We start from the raw sequence: 15,090 nt of genomic DNA, 5'->3' as shown, positions 1-15,090 counted from the left end.
TCCAGTTCCTCCATATATGAAAATTCAGTTTATCCCTGTCCTATTATCGACGCCTTGCGGACGCCGTCATGCTTACGAATGGCATCCATCATTTCGGATATCGTCTTTGTCATCATCGACGTTTCGACCGAAATAATGACACTTGCTAGTCCTTGCAGCGGTATCGTCTGGTGGATCGTCAGCACATTGCCTTCCGAGCTGGCAACAAGGCCAAGCACTTTGGACAACACGCCTGAACGGTGATCCAAATCCATAGAGATCGTTACGATGGCTTCTCGCTGCAGCTGATTCTGCGTATATACGCCGTCTTTGTACTTGTAGAAAGCGCTTCGGCTCAGGCCAACCCGCTCAGCTGCTTCATGAACGGTAGTCGCTTCCCCGCGGCGGAGCATCTCTTTCACCTGTATCGTCTTCACGATGGCTTCCGGCAACATATCCTCGCGGACGACAAAATATCGTTCCTCCACTCGCCGTCCTCCTACAATAGACATCTGTTCTTCCATAGAGGACATTATATCGAAAAACGACGAATGCAGCAATAGGAAATGTGACATCTACAACTTTTATATTATACCTGAATATCCCTTTGCCCGTAAAAGAAAAAGCCGCTTCAGCATGCAAGCCTGCAGAGATTCTGCAAGCCTGGCCAAAGCAGCTTGATACACGTTATTCGTTGTAATAGAAGTCGCTTCCTTCGAAAAACTCGAATGAATAGTCGCCGATTCTGACGATATCGCCGTCCTTAGCTCCAATCTTCCGCAGCTCCGCATCGACTCCTAACGTCCGCATCGTCCGCGCGAAACGCATGATCGCGTCATAGGAGTTGTTCAAGTTAACACGCTTCATGAACTTCTCAATATACGCGCTCTCCACATAGAAGCCTTCGTTCTCCTTGCCAACCTTGAACGAACGGTCCTCTGCCTGATCAAGCGTGTACACCTTGCGCTCCGCAACGTCTTTCACTTCCTCGATCGTCCGGGTTTCTGGAACGGTCTCCAGCAGGTCGGCCGCCTTGTACAACAGCTCCTGAACCCCCTTCTTCGTCAAGGAGGACATCGCTACGAGCGTGTGGTTCTCAGCAAGGCCAGCCGCTTCCAGCTGTTCCTTGAACATTGCGAGCTGCTCTTCGGCATCCGGCATATCCATCTTGTTCGCTACAATAATTTGCGGACGATCTGCCAAGAGCGGATTGTACAGCTTCAGCTCCTCGTTGATCTTCACCCAATCCTCATAAGGATCGCGGCCTTCGGAGCCGGACATATCGAGAATGTGCAAAATAATGCGCGTGCGTTCAACGTGACGCAAGAAATCATGACCAAGTCCGACACCTTCGTGCGCACCTTCAATGAGTCCTGGCAGATCCGCCATAACGAAGCTGCGGCCATCGCCTACATCAACGACACCGAGATTCGGCGTAAGCGTTGTGAAGTGATACGCGCCGATCTTCGGCGTTGCCGCCGATACAACCGACAACAATGTCGACTTGCCTACGCTCGGGAAGCCCACAAGTCCGACGTCAGCCATTACCTTCAGCTCAAGCGTAATCCAGCGTTCTTCGCCTTCTTCGCCATTCTCGCAAAAGTCAGGAGCCGGGTTTGCCGCTGTTGCAAAGCGGCAGTTGCCGCGTCCGCCACGACCGCCCTTTGCAACAATAATTTCTGAGCCATGCTGCGTCATATCCGCCAATATAGCTTCCGAATCCGAATCGAGAATAACCGTTCCCGGCGGGATGCGAACGATCGTATCCTCCGCATTTGCGCCGTGCATCGACTTTACTTTGCCGCGCTCGCCCTTCTCGCCTTTAAAGTGCTTCTGGTAACGGAAATCCATCAGTGTACGAAGTCCTTCGTCTACACGAAAGATAACGTCTCCGCCATGGCCGCCATCACCGCCGGCAGGACCGCCGTTCGGCACGTATTTCTCTCTGCGGTACGAGACGATCCCATTGCCGCCGTCCCCGCCTTTTACAAAAATCTTCGCCTTATCGACAAACATGTGTTAGCCTCCGTTTAGTTCCCAAGCTGCGCTTGCAGCCTCATATATCTGCTGTTTAATCCGTTCTCCGCCAGCTTCAGCGGCGATCCTTCCAGCGCTTCATTGCATTTCAATTTCCAAGCGTCAAGCTCACCGACTTGCCCTTCACAGCTGAACGTCACAAGAAGCTTCCGCTCATTCTCCGACAACTGAATGCCGAGCCTTGCGGCATCTCCCATTCCCGGCTGGATTGCAAACCGATAGGCGTTGATGACTTCCATAATCGTCTTCGCACAGGCTTCGCCGTCCACATTCAGGTCCGCCATATTCAATTCCCCGTCAATCTCCCAATCGATGATTAATGAGTGCGTTAACGTGCGAAAAGATTGAATAAATAAGACAAGCGACGGCACGCCGAGCTTGGCGATCTTGCTCTCCGTCAACATTCTATCTCTTATCTGTTCCACGTACTGGACGGTTCTATCCGCTTTGTTCATCCGAATATAACCATAAATCACTTGCAGGTCATTCATCCAGTCATGTCGATGATGATTTAATGTACGAATTGCGGTTTGCTGTATCGCCTCTGTTGACCTCTCTATCCGTAATTCATACGCTTTGCGCTCTGTCCATATCCAGTATACGGAAGCAAGTGTAAGCCAGAGTACGAACACAGCCAGCAGCCACAGCTGTGACGGCCAGATGAGCACTGCAGCCGCAGGCACCACAATTGACGATGCAGCCGCAAGTCGTTTGGTCAATCCAATCCGATTCATGAACCGAGCCCACTTTCCTATTCTTTCCTAGCTTAAACAGTATAGCACAAGCTATACCTTTTTGCCGTCCTCGGCCTCTAAAAAAGTTTTAGTGGGCAACGCTAAAAAGCGGAGGAAAAAAAAGAAAACCCCGGCCTGCATGCAGACCAGGGAGAACTATTATTCTGCTGCCGCTACTGGAGCAACTGCAACTGGGTAAACGCTAACTTTCTTACGATCGCGTCCCCAACGCTCAAACTTCACAACGCCTTCGATTAATGCGAAGAGTGTGTCGTCTTTACCGATACCAACGTTGTTGCCCGGGTGAACTTTCGTTCCGCGTTGACGGAACAAGATGCTACCAGCAGTAACCGTTTGGCCGTCAGCGCGTTTTGCGCCGAGACGTTTCGATTGGCTGTCGCGTCCGTTCTTTGTGGAACCTACACCTTTCTTCGAAGCGAAGAGCTGAAGATTCAATTTCAACATGGATTTTCCCTCCTTTATTCCCGATATTGTTGACGAATATCAACATACTTCCCGTATGAGGCTGCAATTGAATTCAGCATCACGATCATACCTTCCAGCAGCAGCTGCGCTTTCTCATTCGAGTCTGCGTCAGCCGTAACCGGAATATCTGACCGGAGCCAGCCGCTCTTCATGGAAGCCGGAAGCTCAATGCCTGCCAGCTCCTCAATCGCGTTCACGGTGCCGACCGATACAGCCGATACGCCAGCGCAGACGATGTCTTTGCCGGGCTTCGCGAACTTGGCATGTCCTTCAATTGCAAACGATACGATCCGTGCATTAGCAGCCGAGAGGCGCTCAATCGTGACCGTTATCATAATGAACCTCTTAGCCTTGGATCTTGCCAATCGTCACTTTGGAGTACGGTTGACGGTGACCTTGCTTACGGCGGTAGTTTTTCTTCGCTTTGTATTTATAAACGATGATTTTTTGACCTTTGCCGTGTTTCTCAACAGTCGCTGTTACAGTAGCGCCGGAAACAACCGGAGTACCTGTTACAAGCTCTGCACCTTTGGAAACAGCCAGTACGCGGTCGAAAGTTACCTCTTGACCTTCAGTAGCGTCCAGTTTCTCGATGAAAAGAACGTCGCCCTCTTGTACTTTATACTGTTTACCACCAGTTTCAAAAATCGCGAACATATGTGTTGCACCTCCTTATATCGAAGACTCGCCTGATGCAGGTGTCGGCTCGAGCCATGAGCTCAAACTGAGCTTATGTACCTGTTCTGTGCGGTACATGCGTGTAAAAGCCGAGCTTTCACAGGCACCAAAATATAATAACACACTAAGCTGGGCTGTAGCAATCTTTTTCGTAATTATTTACATAACGGTAGTTCATCGACTATACCAACTCTTGAATTCTCTCATATGTTGGCGTATACGTATCTATCAATGACAGCTGCTAGATACCTATAAATGCCAAGGGAGGCGAATGAGATGCTCGTTCTGTTCATCATTGCGCTCGCAGGAGCCGGTGTTTTCTATGTGCTGACACCGTCTAACGCAAAGCAAGAAGTGGTCATTCACAGCAGTACCGAGAAGGAGCACGTACAGAAGCTGCATGAAGGCGCAGCCTTCACCAAATCGCAGGTGTAGTCAAGGCGCTTATGACCACGACCAGTCAGGGGGGAAAACAAACGCATGTACGGCACATTAGCGAACACCGTGACGATCTTCGCTTTCATCATGACCGTTATCCTCATTCTGTGGCGGCCGAAAGAAATCAATGAAGCGATTCCCTCAACAATTGGTGCTGTGCTCGTCCTGCTAAGCGGAACGGTTTCCTTATCGGACTTTGCACAAATCAGCCAAACGGTTAGCGGTGCAGCGATTACCATTATGGCGACCATCGTCATGGCCGTCGTCTTGGAGAGCTTCGGCTTTTTTATTTGGGCCGCGGAAGGACTAGCCGCTCGGGCGAAGGGCTCCGGCATTCGCTTGTTCTGGTATGTGAACCTGCTCTGTTTCTTGATGACCTTGTTCTTCAACAATGACGGCAGCATTCTTATCACAACACCGATACTGCTTATATTGCTACAGAACTTGGGACTTAAACCGCATCAGAAAATTCCTTATCTGCTCTCAGGCGCACTTGTCGCAACCGCGTCCAGCGCTCCAATCGGCGTCAGCAACATCGTTAATCTCATCGCATTGAAAATGGTCCATATGAGCTTATACATGAACACGCTAATGATGTTTGTCCCTGCCACGCTTGGCTTGCTGTTCATGGTTCTGCTGCTGTTTCTGGTCAACTATCGCGCGCTGCCAAAGCGTCTGCCAGCGACGCCCCACATCCATGGCCGAGGCAGGTTGAACTTGCCTGGTCAGCACCCGCTGAAGCAACAAGCGCCTGTACCGGTGCTGGGCGAATTGACAGCTGATCAGCGGAACCGCTTCATGCAGAAAGTGCTTCTGTTTGTGTTCGTCGTCCGTATCAGCTTGTTCGTCGCTTCCTACTATGGCATTCCGATCGCAATCGTCTCCGTGATTGGGTCCGCAATTCTACTCGCATGGCGTTGGTATTACTTGCACATCTCACCAGCTGATATGCTTCGCAAGACACCTTGGCACATCCTCGTATTCGCTTTCGGCATGTATGTCATTATTTTCGGCATTCATAACATTGGCTTTACGAATAAGCTCGTTATCTTCTTTGAGCCGATTGTCAGCGGCAATCTGCTCAATGCCAGCCTCGTGATTGGCACCATTCAGAGCGCAATGTCTACGCTTTTCAATAACCATCCAGCTTTGATGATCGGGACGCTCACCTTGACCGAGATGCATCTCGACCCGCTGACGCTCAAGATTGCTTATCTCGCGAACGTCATCGGCAGCGATATCGGATCGCTCCTGCTGCCAATTGGTACATTAGCATCGCTCATTTGGCTGCATATCTTGCGCAAACATAAAGTTAAGCTTCCCTGGAAGGAGTACACGAAGGTGACGATTCTCGTCATCCCGCCAACGGTGCTGTTCACGCTAGTTGTGCTTTATTACTGGATCAGCTGGTTATTTTAACTACACTGTTATTTCAAGTGAGAAGTCATATGCCGCCAGGATAACTGCTCTGCTCCCGCACTTTCTTCCTCGTCATCTCCAGAAGACCGAGCCTTGTCCAGCCTACCACTTGGCACTTGGTCCGATCCGCTCTAACCTGACGCTCAAGCAGATGCATCACCTGCTCGCGATGCTCTTCTTTCTCCATATCAATAAAATCAACTATAATAATGCCGCCGACGTCGCGAATCCGCAGTAATCTGGCAATTTGCTCAGCCGCCTCCAGATTCGTACGGAAGACGGTATCCTCCAGGTCGCTTGTCCCTACGAACTTGCCAGTGTTCACATCAATTACAGTCAACGCCTCAGTCTGATCCCAGACTAGATCGCCGCCGCACTTCAACCGATAACGCCGTTCGAACGCATCGTGCAGCTGCTCATGAATCCGATACTTATGGAAGAGCGAAGCCGCGCCTACTTGTTTCTCGAATAGCCTTAGTCTTGGCAGCATCGCTTGGGCCATCTGTTTCATTATGGTTTCGGTCTGCTCATATGCAGTTCTATCGTCGATCCATACCTCGTCCATCTCTGATGTAAGCAAATCACGCACGAGCCGGTGCACGAGATCTGCCTCGCGGTGCAGCAATGCAGGAGCTGAAGCCGATCTTGCAGTCTCTTCGATCCGCAACCACAATTCACGCAGAAACTGAACGTCATTCGCCAGAGAATCGCTGCTTTCACCATCGGCTGCGGTTCTCATAATGACGCCTTCCTCCGCTTGCCTAATCTGTTCGCCAATGACGCGAAGTCGATGCCGCTCTGCGTCCGTTGACACCTTCTTTGATACACCTACATAATCAGCAATCGGCATATATACGAGGAAACGGCCTGGCAGCGAGAAATGCGTCGTGACCCGCGCGCCTTTTCCGCCAAGCGGCTCCTTAATCACTTGAACGGTAAGTTCTTGTCCAACTCGAAGCAGCTGACTAATCTGCGGCTTCTCTTTGCTCTGCTTCTCGAGGTGAGGATGAAGCACATCATCAATGTAGAGGAACGCATTCTTCGTCAGTCCTATATCGACGAAAGCCGCCTGCATGCCTGGCAGCACATTGACGACTTTTGCTTTATATATGCTCCCAACCAATTGCCCCGCACTCTCGCTTTTTTCCATATAAAATTCAAACAGACGCTCTTGATCCACCACAGCGATCTTCAGCGACTCTTTCTGTTTCTGTACCAGCATTCGTTTCAAATGAACGACCTCCTACTCAGTCGATCTTTACTGATACTCTATTCTACATGAAAAGCTCCAGCACTGCACGATCGGCCCGTCCATCAGAGAGAAATCCATGCACAAGCCGCTGCTCCGGCAGAACGCCGATAATGTCCCCTTTCTCCTCCATGACGACGATGAGATGATAGCTGTCCCGCTTGAACAAACGAAGCGCTGCAAGAATTGTGTAGCCTTTCGGAATGACGATCGGCAGCGCCCATACACCGCGTGCGATTGACCGCGATGACGAGACGGCCCGATTCGTAAGAAATCGAATAAACAGAAAGGGAATGTTTCGATACGCAGTCCAATTCGTGAGCAGCAGGAATATGCCAACAGCAACCAAGTTCATATGAAGATGAATGGCATTACCACTAAGAATAGCCGGAACGATCGCGTAGACAAGCATGAGCGCGCTGAAGAGCAGGCTGATACGCGCGCCCCACACTAATGTGCTGTGAAATGTAAGCGATCGGCTGAACGCCGCTTGCATAAGCTTTCCGCCGTCAAGCGGCAGAATCGGCAGCAAATTAAACAGTCCGATCATCATGTTCGCTTGGCACACGTAATGAGCCCATTCGTGACTCCACAGACCGAATTGACCAAACAGATATGCGATGCCAGCCATCCAGACGTTCTGCAAAGGTCCGGCAATCGCCACAATCGCTTCTTCCTTCGCCGGAAGCCCGCTTCCATCCTCAACCTCAGCGACGCCGCCGAACGGCAGCAGCTTAATCTCGCGCACATTCCAGCCAAAGCCTCTAGCCGTTATAACATGTCCGAGCTCATGCACCAGGACGATGACAAACAAGGTTAGCAGCTCGACAAAATACCCCGTAATGACCGACGCCAGCATGACGAGCACGAACAGCGGATGAACGGACCACCGAATGCCGCCAAACTTAATCAAGCGGAACGACGTCAGCGGGATTGACGTACTTGCCTTTCTCCTTCACCGCAAAAAATAACAAGCTTGGCTGTCCCTCCTGAGCTGCCGGGAGCTGCCCAAGCTTCGTTCCGGCTTCAAGCCAGTCATTGACGGCAACTTTCACTTCGCCGAGATGACCGTATAAGGTCACACGATTATTCGCGTGCTGGATGACGACGGTCACGCCGGTCTCACCGTCATTGGTCACATTAATGACTCTGCCTGTTTCCGCCGTCAGCACCTCCTGAGAGGGTTGACCGACGATCTCTACACCGCTTAACGTTTCAGCGAATGATCTAACCACACTACCATTGATGAGCGGTGCAACAATAGGCAGCTCCACGGCACCTCCAGTCACCTGGGTCTCAGGGTCGTCATGGCTTCCGAATAACGGAATGAATGACGGAGCACCAGCAAACATCTTCTTGTACAACCGGGCCGCGGCATCGAAATCCATCTGCTCCGTTAAGGCAGCGGTTACGACCTCCTGCCCTTTCTTCGCGATAGGCACGTCCAGCTTAAACATGCCGAAAACGATAATAAACAGCGCAACGGAAATAGCAGATTGAATAAATAACCCTCTAGCGACAAAAGCGAACCGCTGTTGTGGCGGTTGCGGCGCCTTCGGACCACCAGACTTGCCGTCTCGGTCGTATTTGCTCGGCAACGGCGCAATGCGCCATCCTGCACTCTTCCATGGGTTTGGATTCGCTTTCCATAGCTGCTCCGGATCATCATATTCATTTCGCGGCGGCTGCTCGTAAGGAGATTCTGCTGTCTTCTCCGGTAGTGCCTGCAGCTTATTTTTCTGAAGCGGATGCGACTTCTGTTGCTGATTCTGATACGGCTGCTGATCATCCAGCTGGTACTGCTGCGGTTGATGCGGCCCGGGCAACGCCTTCAGCTGCGGCTGCTGCGGCTTGGCATGACGGTTCTCTTCCACAATCCGCCTGATCCGCTCTGCTCTGCGCTCGCGAATACTGCTTTTCGTATCCATAGCTATCCCTCCAACATTTTGCAGCTTGTTCGCTTATGTATATGTGGGGGCATGTACAGTTATGTTGGAGCGTGAGGCGGCATGCTGCACTCGGATAGAAGCACAAAAACCGCCTTGCGCGAACGCAAGACGGTTTAGGCATAACGGCCAATTAAGTGGCCATTTGGTATTTCTCTTGATGTGCTTTTACACTGAAAACAAGTCCAATGCAAAGCATATTGAGCAGCAGCGATGTACCGCCGTAACTGATGAATGGAAGCGTAATGCCCGTAATCGGCATGAGGCCGATCATCATGCCAATGTTCTGGAAGACTTGAAAGACGTACATCGAAACAATTCCGATGATGATAAAAGAGCCCTTCAAGTCATAACATTGGAACGCAATTATGATCATCCTATAGATCAGTAAGAAGTAGAGCATCAGCACGACGGCGGCGCCTTGGAAGCCGAACTCCTCGCCAATAACGACGAAGATCGCATCCGAGTACGGGTACGGGATAAACTTCCGGTTTTTCGATTCCCCCTTCATGTAGCCGTCTCCGGTGAGTCCGCCTGAGCCAATAGCAATCTTCGCTTTGCTCGCTTGGTAGATCTCCTTCTCCGACGCCGTTTCCGGGTTAATGAAGCCGTTTATCCGCTCATACCAGTGTACCTTATGGGCATCTAGCAAGTAATCGTGAATCTGCTTATTGTACGTGTTGAACAAGAAGATAAACAGGACGAGTCCGCCTGCAATAATCGTTATACCTAGCAATACATGCGTATAACGCACATTGCCGATCCAAAGCATGCCAAGGACGATAACCAAATAGATGATCGCGTTGCCGAGGTCAGGCTGAATCATAACGAGCATGAAAGGTACGAACGAGAATGTAGCCACGACCAGTAGATCCTGTCTAACTCGCAGCGGATCTCCTTGCCTTCTTCCCATCAGGAAAGCTACCGTGATGATCAGAATGATCTTTACCATCTCAGCAGGCTGGAATTGGAGGCCGCCTGGCAGCATGAACCAGCTCTTCGCACCATTAATCTCCGGAGCGGTGAAATAAACGATCACGAGCAGTACGACTCCGATCGCGTAAAGCACCCACCAAGCCTTCAGAAACAGACGATAGTCAAAGAAAGTAGAACCGAGTGCGACAGCAAATCCTAATCCGTAGAAAATCACCGTTTTCAGATCATAATTCGCGTAATCGGGATTTCCGTAGGTGGCACTGTGGACCAGAAGCGTACTGACGACCATGAAGGCAAGCAGGATGATAATCATGCCGAGGTCCACTTTTTTAAGTTTATTTAGCACTGCGTAATCATCCTATTCCAAGGAACTTGCGAAACCGCTTAATAACCCCGGATTTCTCCTCAAGCGGCATAAGTGGCACCATATCGCCAAGCATCCGCCGCGCAATGTTGCGATATGCGATCGCCGCGCGTGATGACGGATCCATAACCGTCGGCTCACCCGCATTGGCGGAGCGGATTACTTTCTCATCATCCGGCACGATACCGAGCAAATCAATGGCTAATACTTGACAAATTTCATCAATATCCAGCATTTCTCCGCTGCGAACCATGTTAGCGCGTATCCGATTAATAACGAGTCTCGCTGGAATATGCGTCTGCTCCAACAAGCCGATTACACGATCCGCGTCACGGACAGCCGCATTCTCCGGTGTTGTTACGACAATCGCTTTGTCAGCTCCAGCAACCGCGTTCCGGAAGCCTTGCTCAATGCCTGCAGGACAATCGATAATGACATAATCGAATTCCTTCTTCAGCTCAAGCACCATCTCTTTCACTTGCTCTGGAGACACGTCCGATTTATCTTTTGTCTGGGCAGCAGGCAGCATATAGAGCTCATCGAAGCGTTTGTCCTTCACAAGCGCTTGATTCAATCTACAGCGGCCTTCCGCTACATCAATCAAGTCATAAATAATCCGGTTCTCCAGCCCCATCACTACATCCAAATTGCGGAGGCCGATATCCGTGTCCACCATGCACACTTTCTTCCCCAGCAAAGCAAGCGCAGTTCCGATATTGGCAGACGTCGTCGTCTTGCCGACGCCGCCTTTGCCTGAAGTTACTACAATCGCTTCTCCCATGATCAACACTCCCCGCTTACTACTTAAGCTCTAAACAATACCGGCAGCTTACGCAAGCGCTGCAGCTGTGTCATTTTATCAATTTTCATAACGCCTTCGTTTAAGTATGCGAACTCCATTGCCGCATCACCCGTCATCCATTCATCTGGCGGTCGGCTGATGACGCCGCTGATACGAAGCTGCGTTGGTTTCAGCAGCGAAGCTGCAATAATTGCCTCTTCTTTGCCTTTGTAACCTGCATGAGCTAAGCCTCTCAGCGCTCCCAGCACATAGATGTCTCCCGTGCAGAGCAGCGTGCCGCCTGGATTCAGATCGCCCATTAGCAGCAAATTACCTTCATGCTCGAGCGTCTGGCCTGAGCGAACGATACCTGCCAGCACTTTCAAATTGTTTCCATCCTCTAGCTGAGGAATGATCGGCGGCTCGCTCTCAATCGACTGCACGAGCAAATTGCCCTGCTGCCGGATTGCTGACCGGATCCGTTCCGTCTCATCTTCACTTACCTGGCGGGTGCCGAGCTTCACCTGAACGTGAACGATAGGACCTGACAGCAGCTGTTGATGCGATTTTTCCAATTTGAATTGCAGCTCATCCATAAGCGTGGAAAATTCGCAATTATCGTCAAGAAGGAAGATGAGACCTTCCTTGACGCCTTTGATCGTAATATGCTGCTTCTCGGTCACTCTCGTCCCACCCCTTCTCTATACGATTCTTTGAAACTGTGCAGATTCCTGCCTGGCAGGTGCGCCAACTTTCGTCAAGTTTCTTCCTCTTCGCTCTTCGCAACAAAGCTGCCCTCAAACCATCTTCGCGCAGGCACGTAGATCGCTAGTGAGAAGAGCAGCTGCAGGAACAAGCTTGGAACCATATGCTCAGACAATGCCCACTCGTACGTCTCGCTCGTTAATCGGAATACACGATAGATAAAGTAAACGATCGTGTCATATACAAGCGTGGACATGCCAATCATCGTCAGTGCCATCAGAAGTGTACTCTTTCTACGCTCCAAGAGAAGTCCTGTCATATAACCGACGAGTCCCATTGTGAACGAATGGATGCCAATAATGCGCCCATAGAAAGCCAGATCCTGCAATAAGCCGAACGCCATTCCGAGAATCAAGGCGGAGTGTCTGCCGCGATAGAGCGCGGCAAACAAGACAAAAGCAAGTGTAAAATGCGGGACGATCCGTCCTACCATGCTGCTCGGCACGAACCAATAGAACAAGGTGCCTTGTACGAGGAAGAGCAGCAGCATGACGCCAACGATGCGCTGCATGCTCATTTATCGCTCTCCCCTGTCTCAGCAGGCTGTACGACAAACACCTCTGTCAAATGGTCGAAATCCGCTGCCGGCGTAATCGTTGCCGTATACGTGAGGCCGAAGTCGCCGACCTGACTGGAATCCACAGTTCCGATAACCATCCCCCGCGGGAAGACATTGCCTAGACCCGATGTAATGATCGTATCACCCTTGGTGAGTGGATCATGCTCGGAGATCTTCGACATGAACAGCTTGCCGGTCTCAGGATCATAGGTATCGACGATACCGAACGAATCCGTCTCCTTGCCAAATACTGTAGCTGCGATGGCTTTCGTGTCAGGTGACGTATCACTGAGCTTCGTGATCGGCATAACCGACGAGAAGAATGGGTCCACTCGGCTAACAAGACCGACAAGGCCTTTATCAGTAACGACCACCATATTCGGCTTAATTCCATCCTTGGAGCCCAGATTAATTCGAATCGTATCATCATACGGATCCTGGCTGACTGCCACTACCTGTGCGATCAAATAGTTGTAGTCATACAGCTTTTTCTGCCGCTCCGTAAAATTCAGCTTTTCTTGAAGCCGTTTATTCTCGGCATCTATACGGTTAAATTTAATGCTATCTCTGGCATAAGCCGCAGCTGCGATGCGAAGTTCTTCGTTCTCCTTGTAAATATTGTGCAAGTTCGATAAATCTTGAAACAAGCCCGCTACATAACCAGCGGGCCTGTACAACCATTGTTGCACAAATGAGGTGGAATCGAGCGCAAAGTTCTCCGGCCAAGTCAGCTTCTTCCGATCACCGATTGAGAAGCCCATTACCGTAACGAATAATATAAACACAAGCATTAAGACGAACATCCGTCTGTTTCGCATCCAATTAAACAACTTCCCTACACCTGCCCATTCCGCGCTGGATGCTGAACGAACCCGTTGGTTCGTTCACAGCAATCAGCGTTGCTCATCCGTTTTCCCCATCGATACACACGCCGGATATTATCTTTTGGAACGAGAAACCGGGCCTCCGCGTGTTTTAAACAAATCAATATTGTCTAGTGCGCGGCCAGTGCCGATTGCAACGCAGTCGAGCGGATTCTCTGCTACGATTACCGGCATGCCTGTTTCACGCGACAACAGCTTGTCCAGGTTCTTCAGCAGCGCGCCGCCGCCTGTAAGAACGATACCACGGTCCATAATGTCCGCAGACAGCTCTGGCGGACATTTCTCAAGGGTAACCTTCACTGCTTCGACAATAGCATTCACGGTATCCGACAGCGCATCGCAAATTTCTTCCGACGAAACCGGCAGCGTCTTCGGCAAGCCTGTTACGAGATCACGACCGCGAATTTCGATCGTTTCCGTCCGATCTCCTATTAGCGCAGAGCCGATCTCCATCTTCAACTGCTCCGCAGTCCGTTCGCCAATCATGAGATTGTACATCCGTTTGATGTATTGCATAATCGCTTCGTCCATCTCATCTCCGGCAATGCGGATCGAACGGCTCGTTACGATACCGCCGAGCGAAATAACTGCGACTTCAGTCGTACCGCCACCGATGTCAACAACCATGCTTCCTGTCGGCTCCCATACTGGCAAGTCCGCTCCGATTGCCGCCGCGAACGGCTCTTCGATCGTGAACGCTTCGCGAGCGCCCGCTTGTTCCGTCGCGTCCTTCACGGCGCGCTGCTCAACAGCAGTAATGCCCGACGGCACACACACCATCACATTCGGATGGCGTGGGAATAAGCCACGCTGCTTTTGCGCTTGACGGATAAAGTATTTGATCATTGTCGACGTTGTCTCGAAGTCCGCGATAACGCCGTCCTTCATCGGACGAATCGCACGAATGTTGCCTGGTGTACGCCCAATCATTTTTTTCGCTTGCTCGCCGACGGCCTCAATCGTTTTTGTATCTGTACGCAGAGCGACCACGGACGGTTCTCTTACGACAATGCCTTTACCTTTTACATAGACGAGTGTGTTAGCTGTGCCAAGGTCAATTCCTAGATCTTTCGTTCCAAACATGTTTGTATACTTCCTTTCTGCTTTCAGACAATCCCTCTTATTATATTACATGTGACCTCGCTCCTTCAAACTGATAAAGCGATTGTCACCTATTACCAAGTGATCGAGAACATCGATGCCTACAAGTTCACCTGCATCGATCAGGCGCCTCGTAAGCGCTATATCGTCAGGACTCGGCGTTGGATCGCCGCTTGGATGGTTGTGTACGCAAATCAACGAAGCACTGCTGCATTTGATAGCCGCCCGAAATACTTCGCGAGGATGCACTAAGGTCGCATTGAGGGTGCCGACGGATAATGTTTCTTTTAAAATAACCTGATTCTTCGTATTTAAAAACAAGCAGACAAAATGTTCTTGTTTCAAATAACGAAGTTCTTCCATTAATAAGTTCGCAGCATCGGCTGGTTTTCGTATGGTAGGAAGCTCGCCTTGCTGGCTTCTAGCAAGCCGGCGTCCGAGCTCAATGCCTGCTCGAAGCTGGACCGCCTTCGCCGTCCCGATGCCGCGGATCTTCGTCATCTCCGCTATGCTCATATCCACTAAACCCCGCAAATCGCCGCATTGATTCAAGATACGCGAAGCGAGCAGAACCGCGGATTCCCGCTTCGTTCCGGTTCGCAGCAAGATCGCCAGCAGTTCGGCATGGCTTAACGCCTCAGCCCCCGCCGACATCATACGTTCCCGAGGTCTTTCGCTGTTCGGTACATCCTTCAAAACGAATGGCTTTGCTTCCATAGACATCCCTGCCTTTG

At 50.7% G+C, this 15,090-nt stretch carries 18 protein-coding genes; 2 read left to right on the top strand and 16 right to left on the bottom strand.

Annotated elements, in window-relative coordinates:
• Positions 1-29: 29 nt before the first annotated feature.
• From AC0LWF_RS02010 to rplU, 6 genes are all read right to left on the bottom strand, one after another.
• Positions 30-467, bottom strand: coding sequence for an ACT domain-containing protein (locus tag AC0LWF_RS02010; protein ID WP_474649897.1), 438 nt, complete (start codon positions 465-467; stop codon positions 30-32).
• A 199-nt stretch (positions 468-666) separates the two neighbouring features.
• Complete coding sequence (gene obgE, locus AC0LWF_RS02005) at positions 667-1,995, bottom strand: GTPase ObgE (protein ID WP_474649896.1); 1,329 nt, start codon at positions 1,993-1,995, stop codon at positions 667-669.
• A gap of 14 nt (positions 1,996-2,009) precedes the next feature.
• On the bottom strand, positions 2,010-2,750 hold the full coding sequence (locus AC0LWF_RS02000; protein ID WP_474649895.1) for a Spo0B domain-containing protein: 741 nt from the start codon (positions 2,748-2,750) through the stop codon (positions 2,010-2,012).
• 159 nt (positions 2,751-2,909) lie between these two features.
• Complete coding sequence (gene rpmA / locus AC0LWF_RS01995; RefSeq protein WP_474649894.1) at positions 2,910-3,215, bottom strand: 50S ribosomal protein L27; 306 nt, start codon at positions 3,213-3,215, stop codon at positions 2,910-2,912.
• A gap of 14 nt (positions 3,216-3,229) precedes the next feature.
• The gene (locus AC0LWF_RS01990) at positions 3,230-3,571 is read right to left on the bottom strand and encodes a ribosomal-processing cysteine protease Prp (RefSeq protein WP_474649893.1); all 342 of its coding nucleotides are present in this window, start codon (positions 3,569-3,571) and stop codon (positions 3,230-3,232) included.
• 10 nt (positions 3,572-3,581) lie between these two features.
• A complete protein-coding gene (rplU, locus tag AC0LWF_RS01985; protein WP_474649892.1) occupies positions 3,582-3,893 on the bottom strand; it encodes a 50S ribosomal protein L21 in 312 nt (103 codons plus the stop codon).
• A 297-nt stretch (positions 3,894-4,190) separates the two neighbouring features.
• Between rplU and AC0LWF_RS01980 the strand changes: the two genes are divergently transcribed.
• Both AC0LWF_RS01980 and AC0LWF_RS01975 read left to right on the top strand, forming a co-directional pair.
• Entirely contained in the window at positions 4,191-4,349 is a 159-nt protein-coding gene (locus AC0LWF_RS01980; RefSeq protein ID WP_474649891.1) for a hypothetical protein, read from the top strand.
• Positions 4,350-4,394: 45 nt separating this feature from the next.
• Positions 4,395-5,771, top strand: coding sequence for an arsenic transporter (locus tag AC0LWF_RS01975; RefSeq protein ID WP_474649890.1), 1,377 nt, complete (start codon positions 4,395-4,397; stop codon positions 5,769-5,771).
• A gap of 25 nt (positions 5,772-5,796) precedes the next feature.
• Here AC0LWF_RS01975 and AC0LWF_RS01970 read toward each other — a convergent pair whose 3' ends face one another.
• The 10 genes from AC0LWF_RS01970 to radC all read right to left on the bottom strand — a co-directional run bounded on the left by AC0LWF_RS01970 (position 5,797) and on the right by radC (position 15,073).
• A complete protein-coding gene (locus AC0LWF_RS01970; protein ID WP_474650448.1) occupies positions 5,797-6,993 on the bottom strand; it encodes an Rne/Rng family ribonuclease in 1,197 nt (398 codons plus the stop codon).
• A gap of 52 nt (positions 6,994-7,045) precedes the next feature.
• A complete protein-coding gene (locus tag AC0LWF_RS01965; RefSeq protein ID WP_474649889.1) occupies positions 7,046-7,933 on the bottom strand; it encodes a site-2 protease family protein in 888 nt (295 codons plus the stop codon).
• Positions 7,926-8,948, bottom strand: a complete 1,023-nt coding sequence (locus AC0LWF_RS01960; protein ID WP_474649888.1) for a peptidoglycan DD-metalloendopeptidase family protein — start codon at positions 8,946-8,948, stop codon at positions 7,926-7,928. Before AC0LWF_RS01960 ends, AC0LWF_RS01965 begins: the two co-directional genes overlap by 8 nt.
• Before the next feature lie 151 nt (positions 8,949-9,099).
• The gene (locus tag AC0LWF_RS01955; RefSeq protein ID WP_474649887.1) at positions 9,100-10,248 is read right to left on the bottom strand and encodes an FtsW/RodA/SpoVE family cell cycle protein; all 1,149 of its coding nucleotides are present in this window, start codon (positions 10,246-10,248) and stop codon (positions 9,100-9,102) included.
• 7 nt (positions 10,249-10,255) lie between these two features.
• The gene (gene minD / locus AC0LWF_RS01950; RefSeq protein WP_126017977.1) at positions 10,256-11,047 is read right to left on the bottom strand and encodes a septum site-determining protein MinD; all 792 of its coding nucleotides are present in this window, start codon (positions 11,045-11,047) and stop codon (positions 10,256-10,258) included.
• Between the two features lie 23 nt (positions 11,048-11,070).
• Positions 11,071-11,730, bottom strand: coding sequence for a septum site-determining protein MinC (locus tag AC0LWF_RS01945; RefSeq protein ID WP_474649886.1), 660 nt, complete (start codon positions 11,728-11,730; stop codon positions 11,071-11,073).
• 74 nt (positions 11,731-11,804) lie between these two features.
• A complete protein-coding gene (gene mreD / locus AC0LWF_RS01940; RefSeq protein ID WP_474649885.1) occupies positions 11,805-12,329 on the bottom strand; it encodes a rod shape-determining protein MreD in 525 nt (174 codons plus the stop codon).
• Positions 12,326-13,189 carry a rod shape-determining protein MreC gene (mreC, locus tag AC0LWF_RS01935; RefSeq protein WP_474649884.1) on the bottom strand — a complete coding sequence of 288 codons (864 nt, stop codon included), beginning with the start codon at positions 13,187-13,189 and terminating at the stop codon, positions 12,326-12,328. The genes mreD and mreC overlap by 4 nt, the downstream gene beginning before the upstream one ends.
• Positions 13,190-13,309: 120 nt before the next feature.
• On the bottom strand, positions 13,310-14,338 hold the full coding sequence (locus tag AC0LWF_RS01930; RefSeq protein WP_474649883.1) for a rod shape-determining protein: 1,029 nt from the start codon (positions 14,336-14,338) through the stop codon (positions 13,310-13,312).
• A 45-nt stretch (positions 14,339-14,383) separates the two neighbouring features.
• The gene (radC, locus tag AC0LWF_RS01925; protein WP_474649882.1) at positions 14,384-15,073 is read right to left on the bottom strand and encodes a RadC family protein; all 690 of its coding nucleotides are present in this window, start codon (positions 15,071-15,073) and stop codon (positions 14,384-14,386) included.
• Positions 15,074-15,090: the final 17 nt, after the last annotated feature.

The sequence above is a fragment of the Paenibacillus sp. sgz302114 genome (assembly GCF_056120345.1).
Note: the sequence above shows the minus strand (reverse complement) of the source record. Positions and strands in the feature narration are given on the sequence as shown.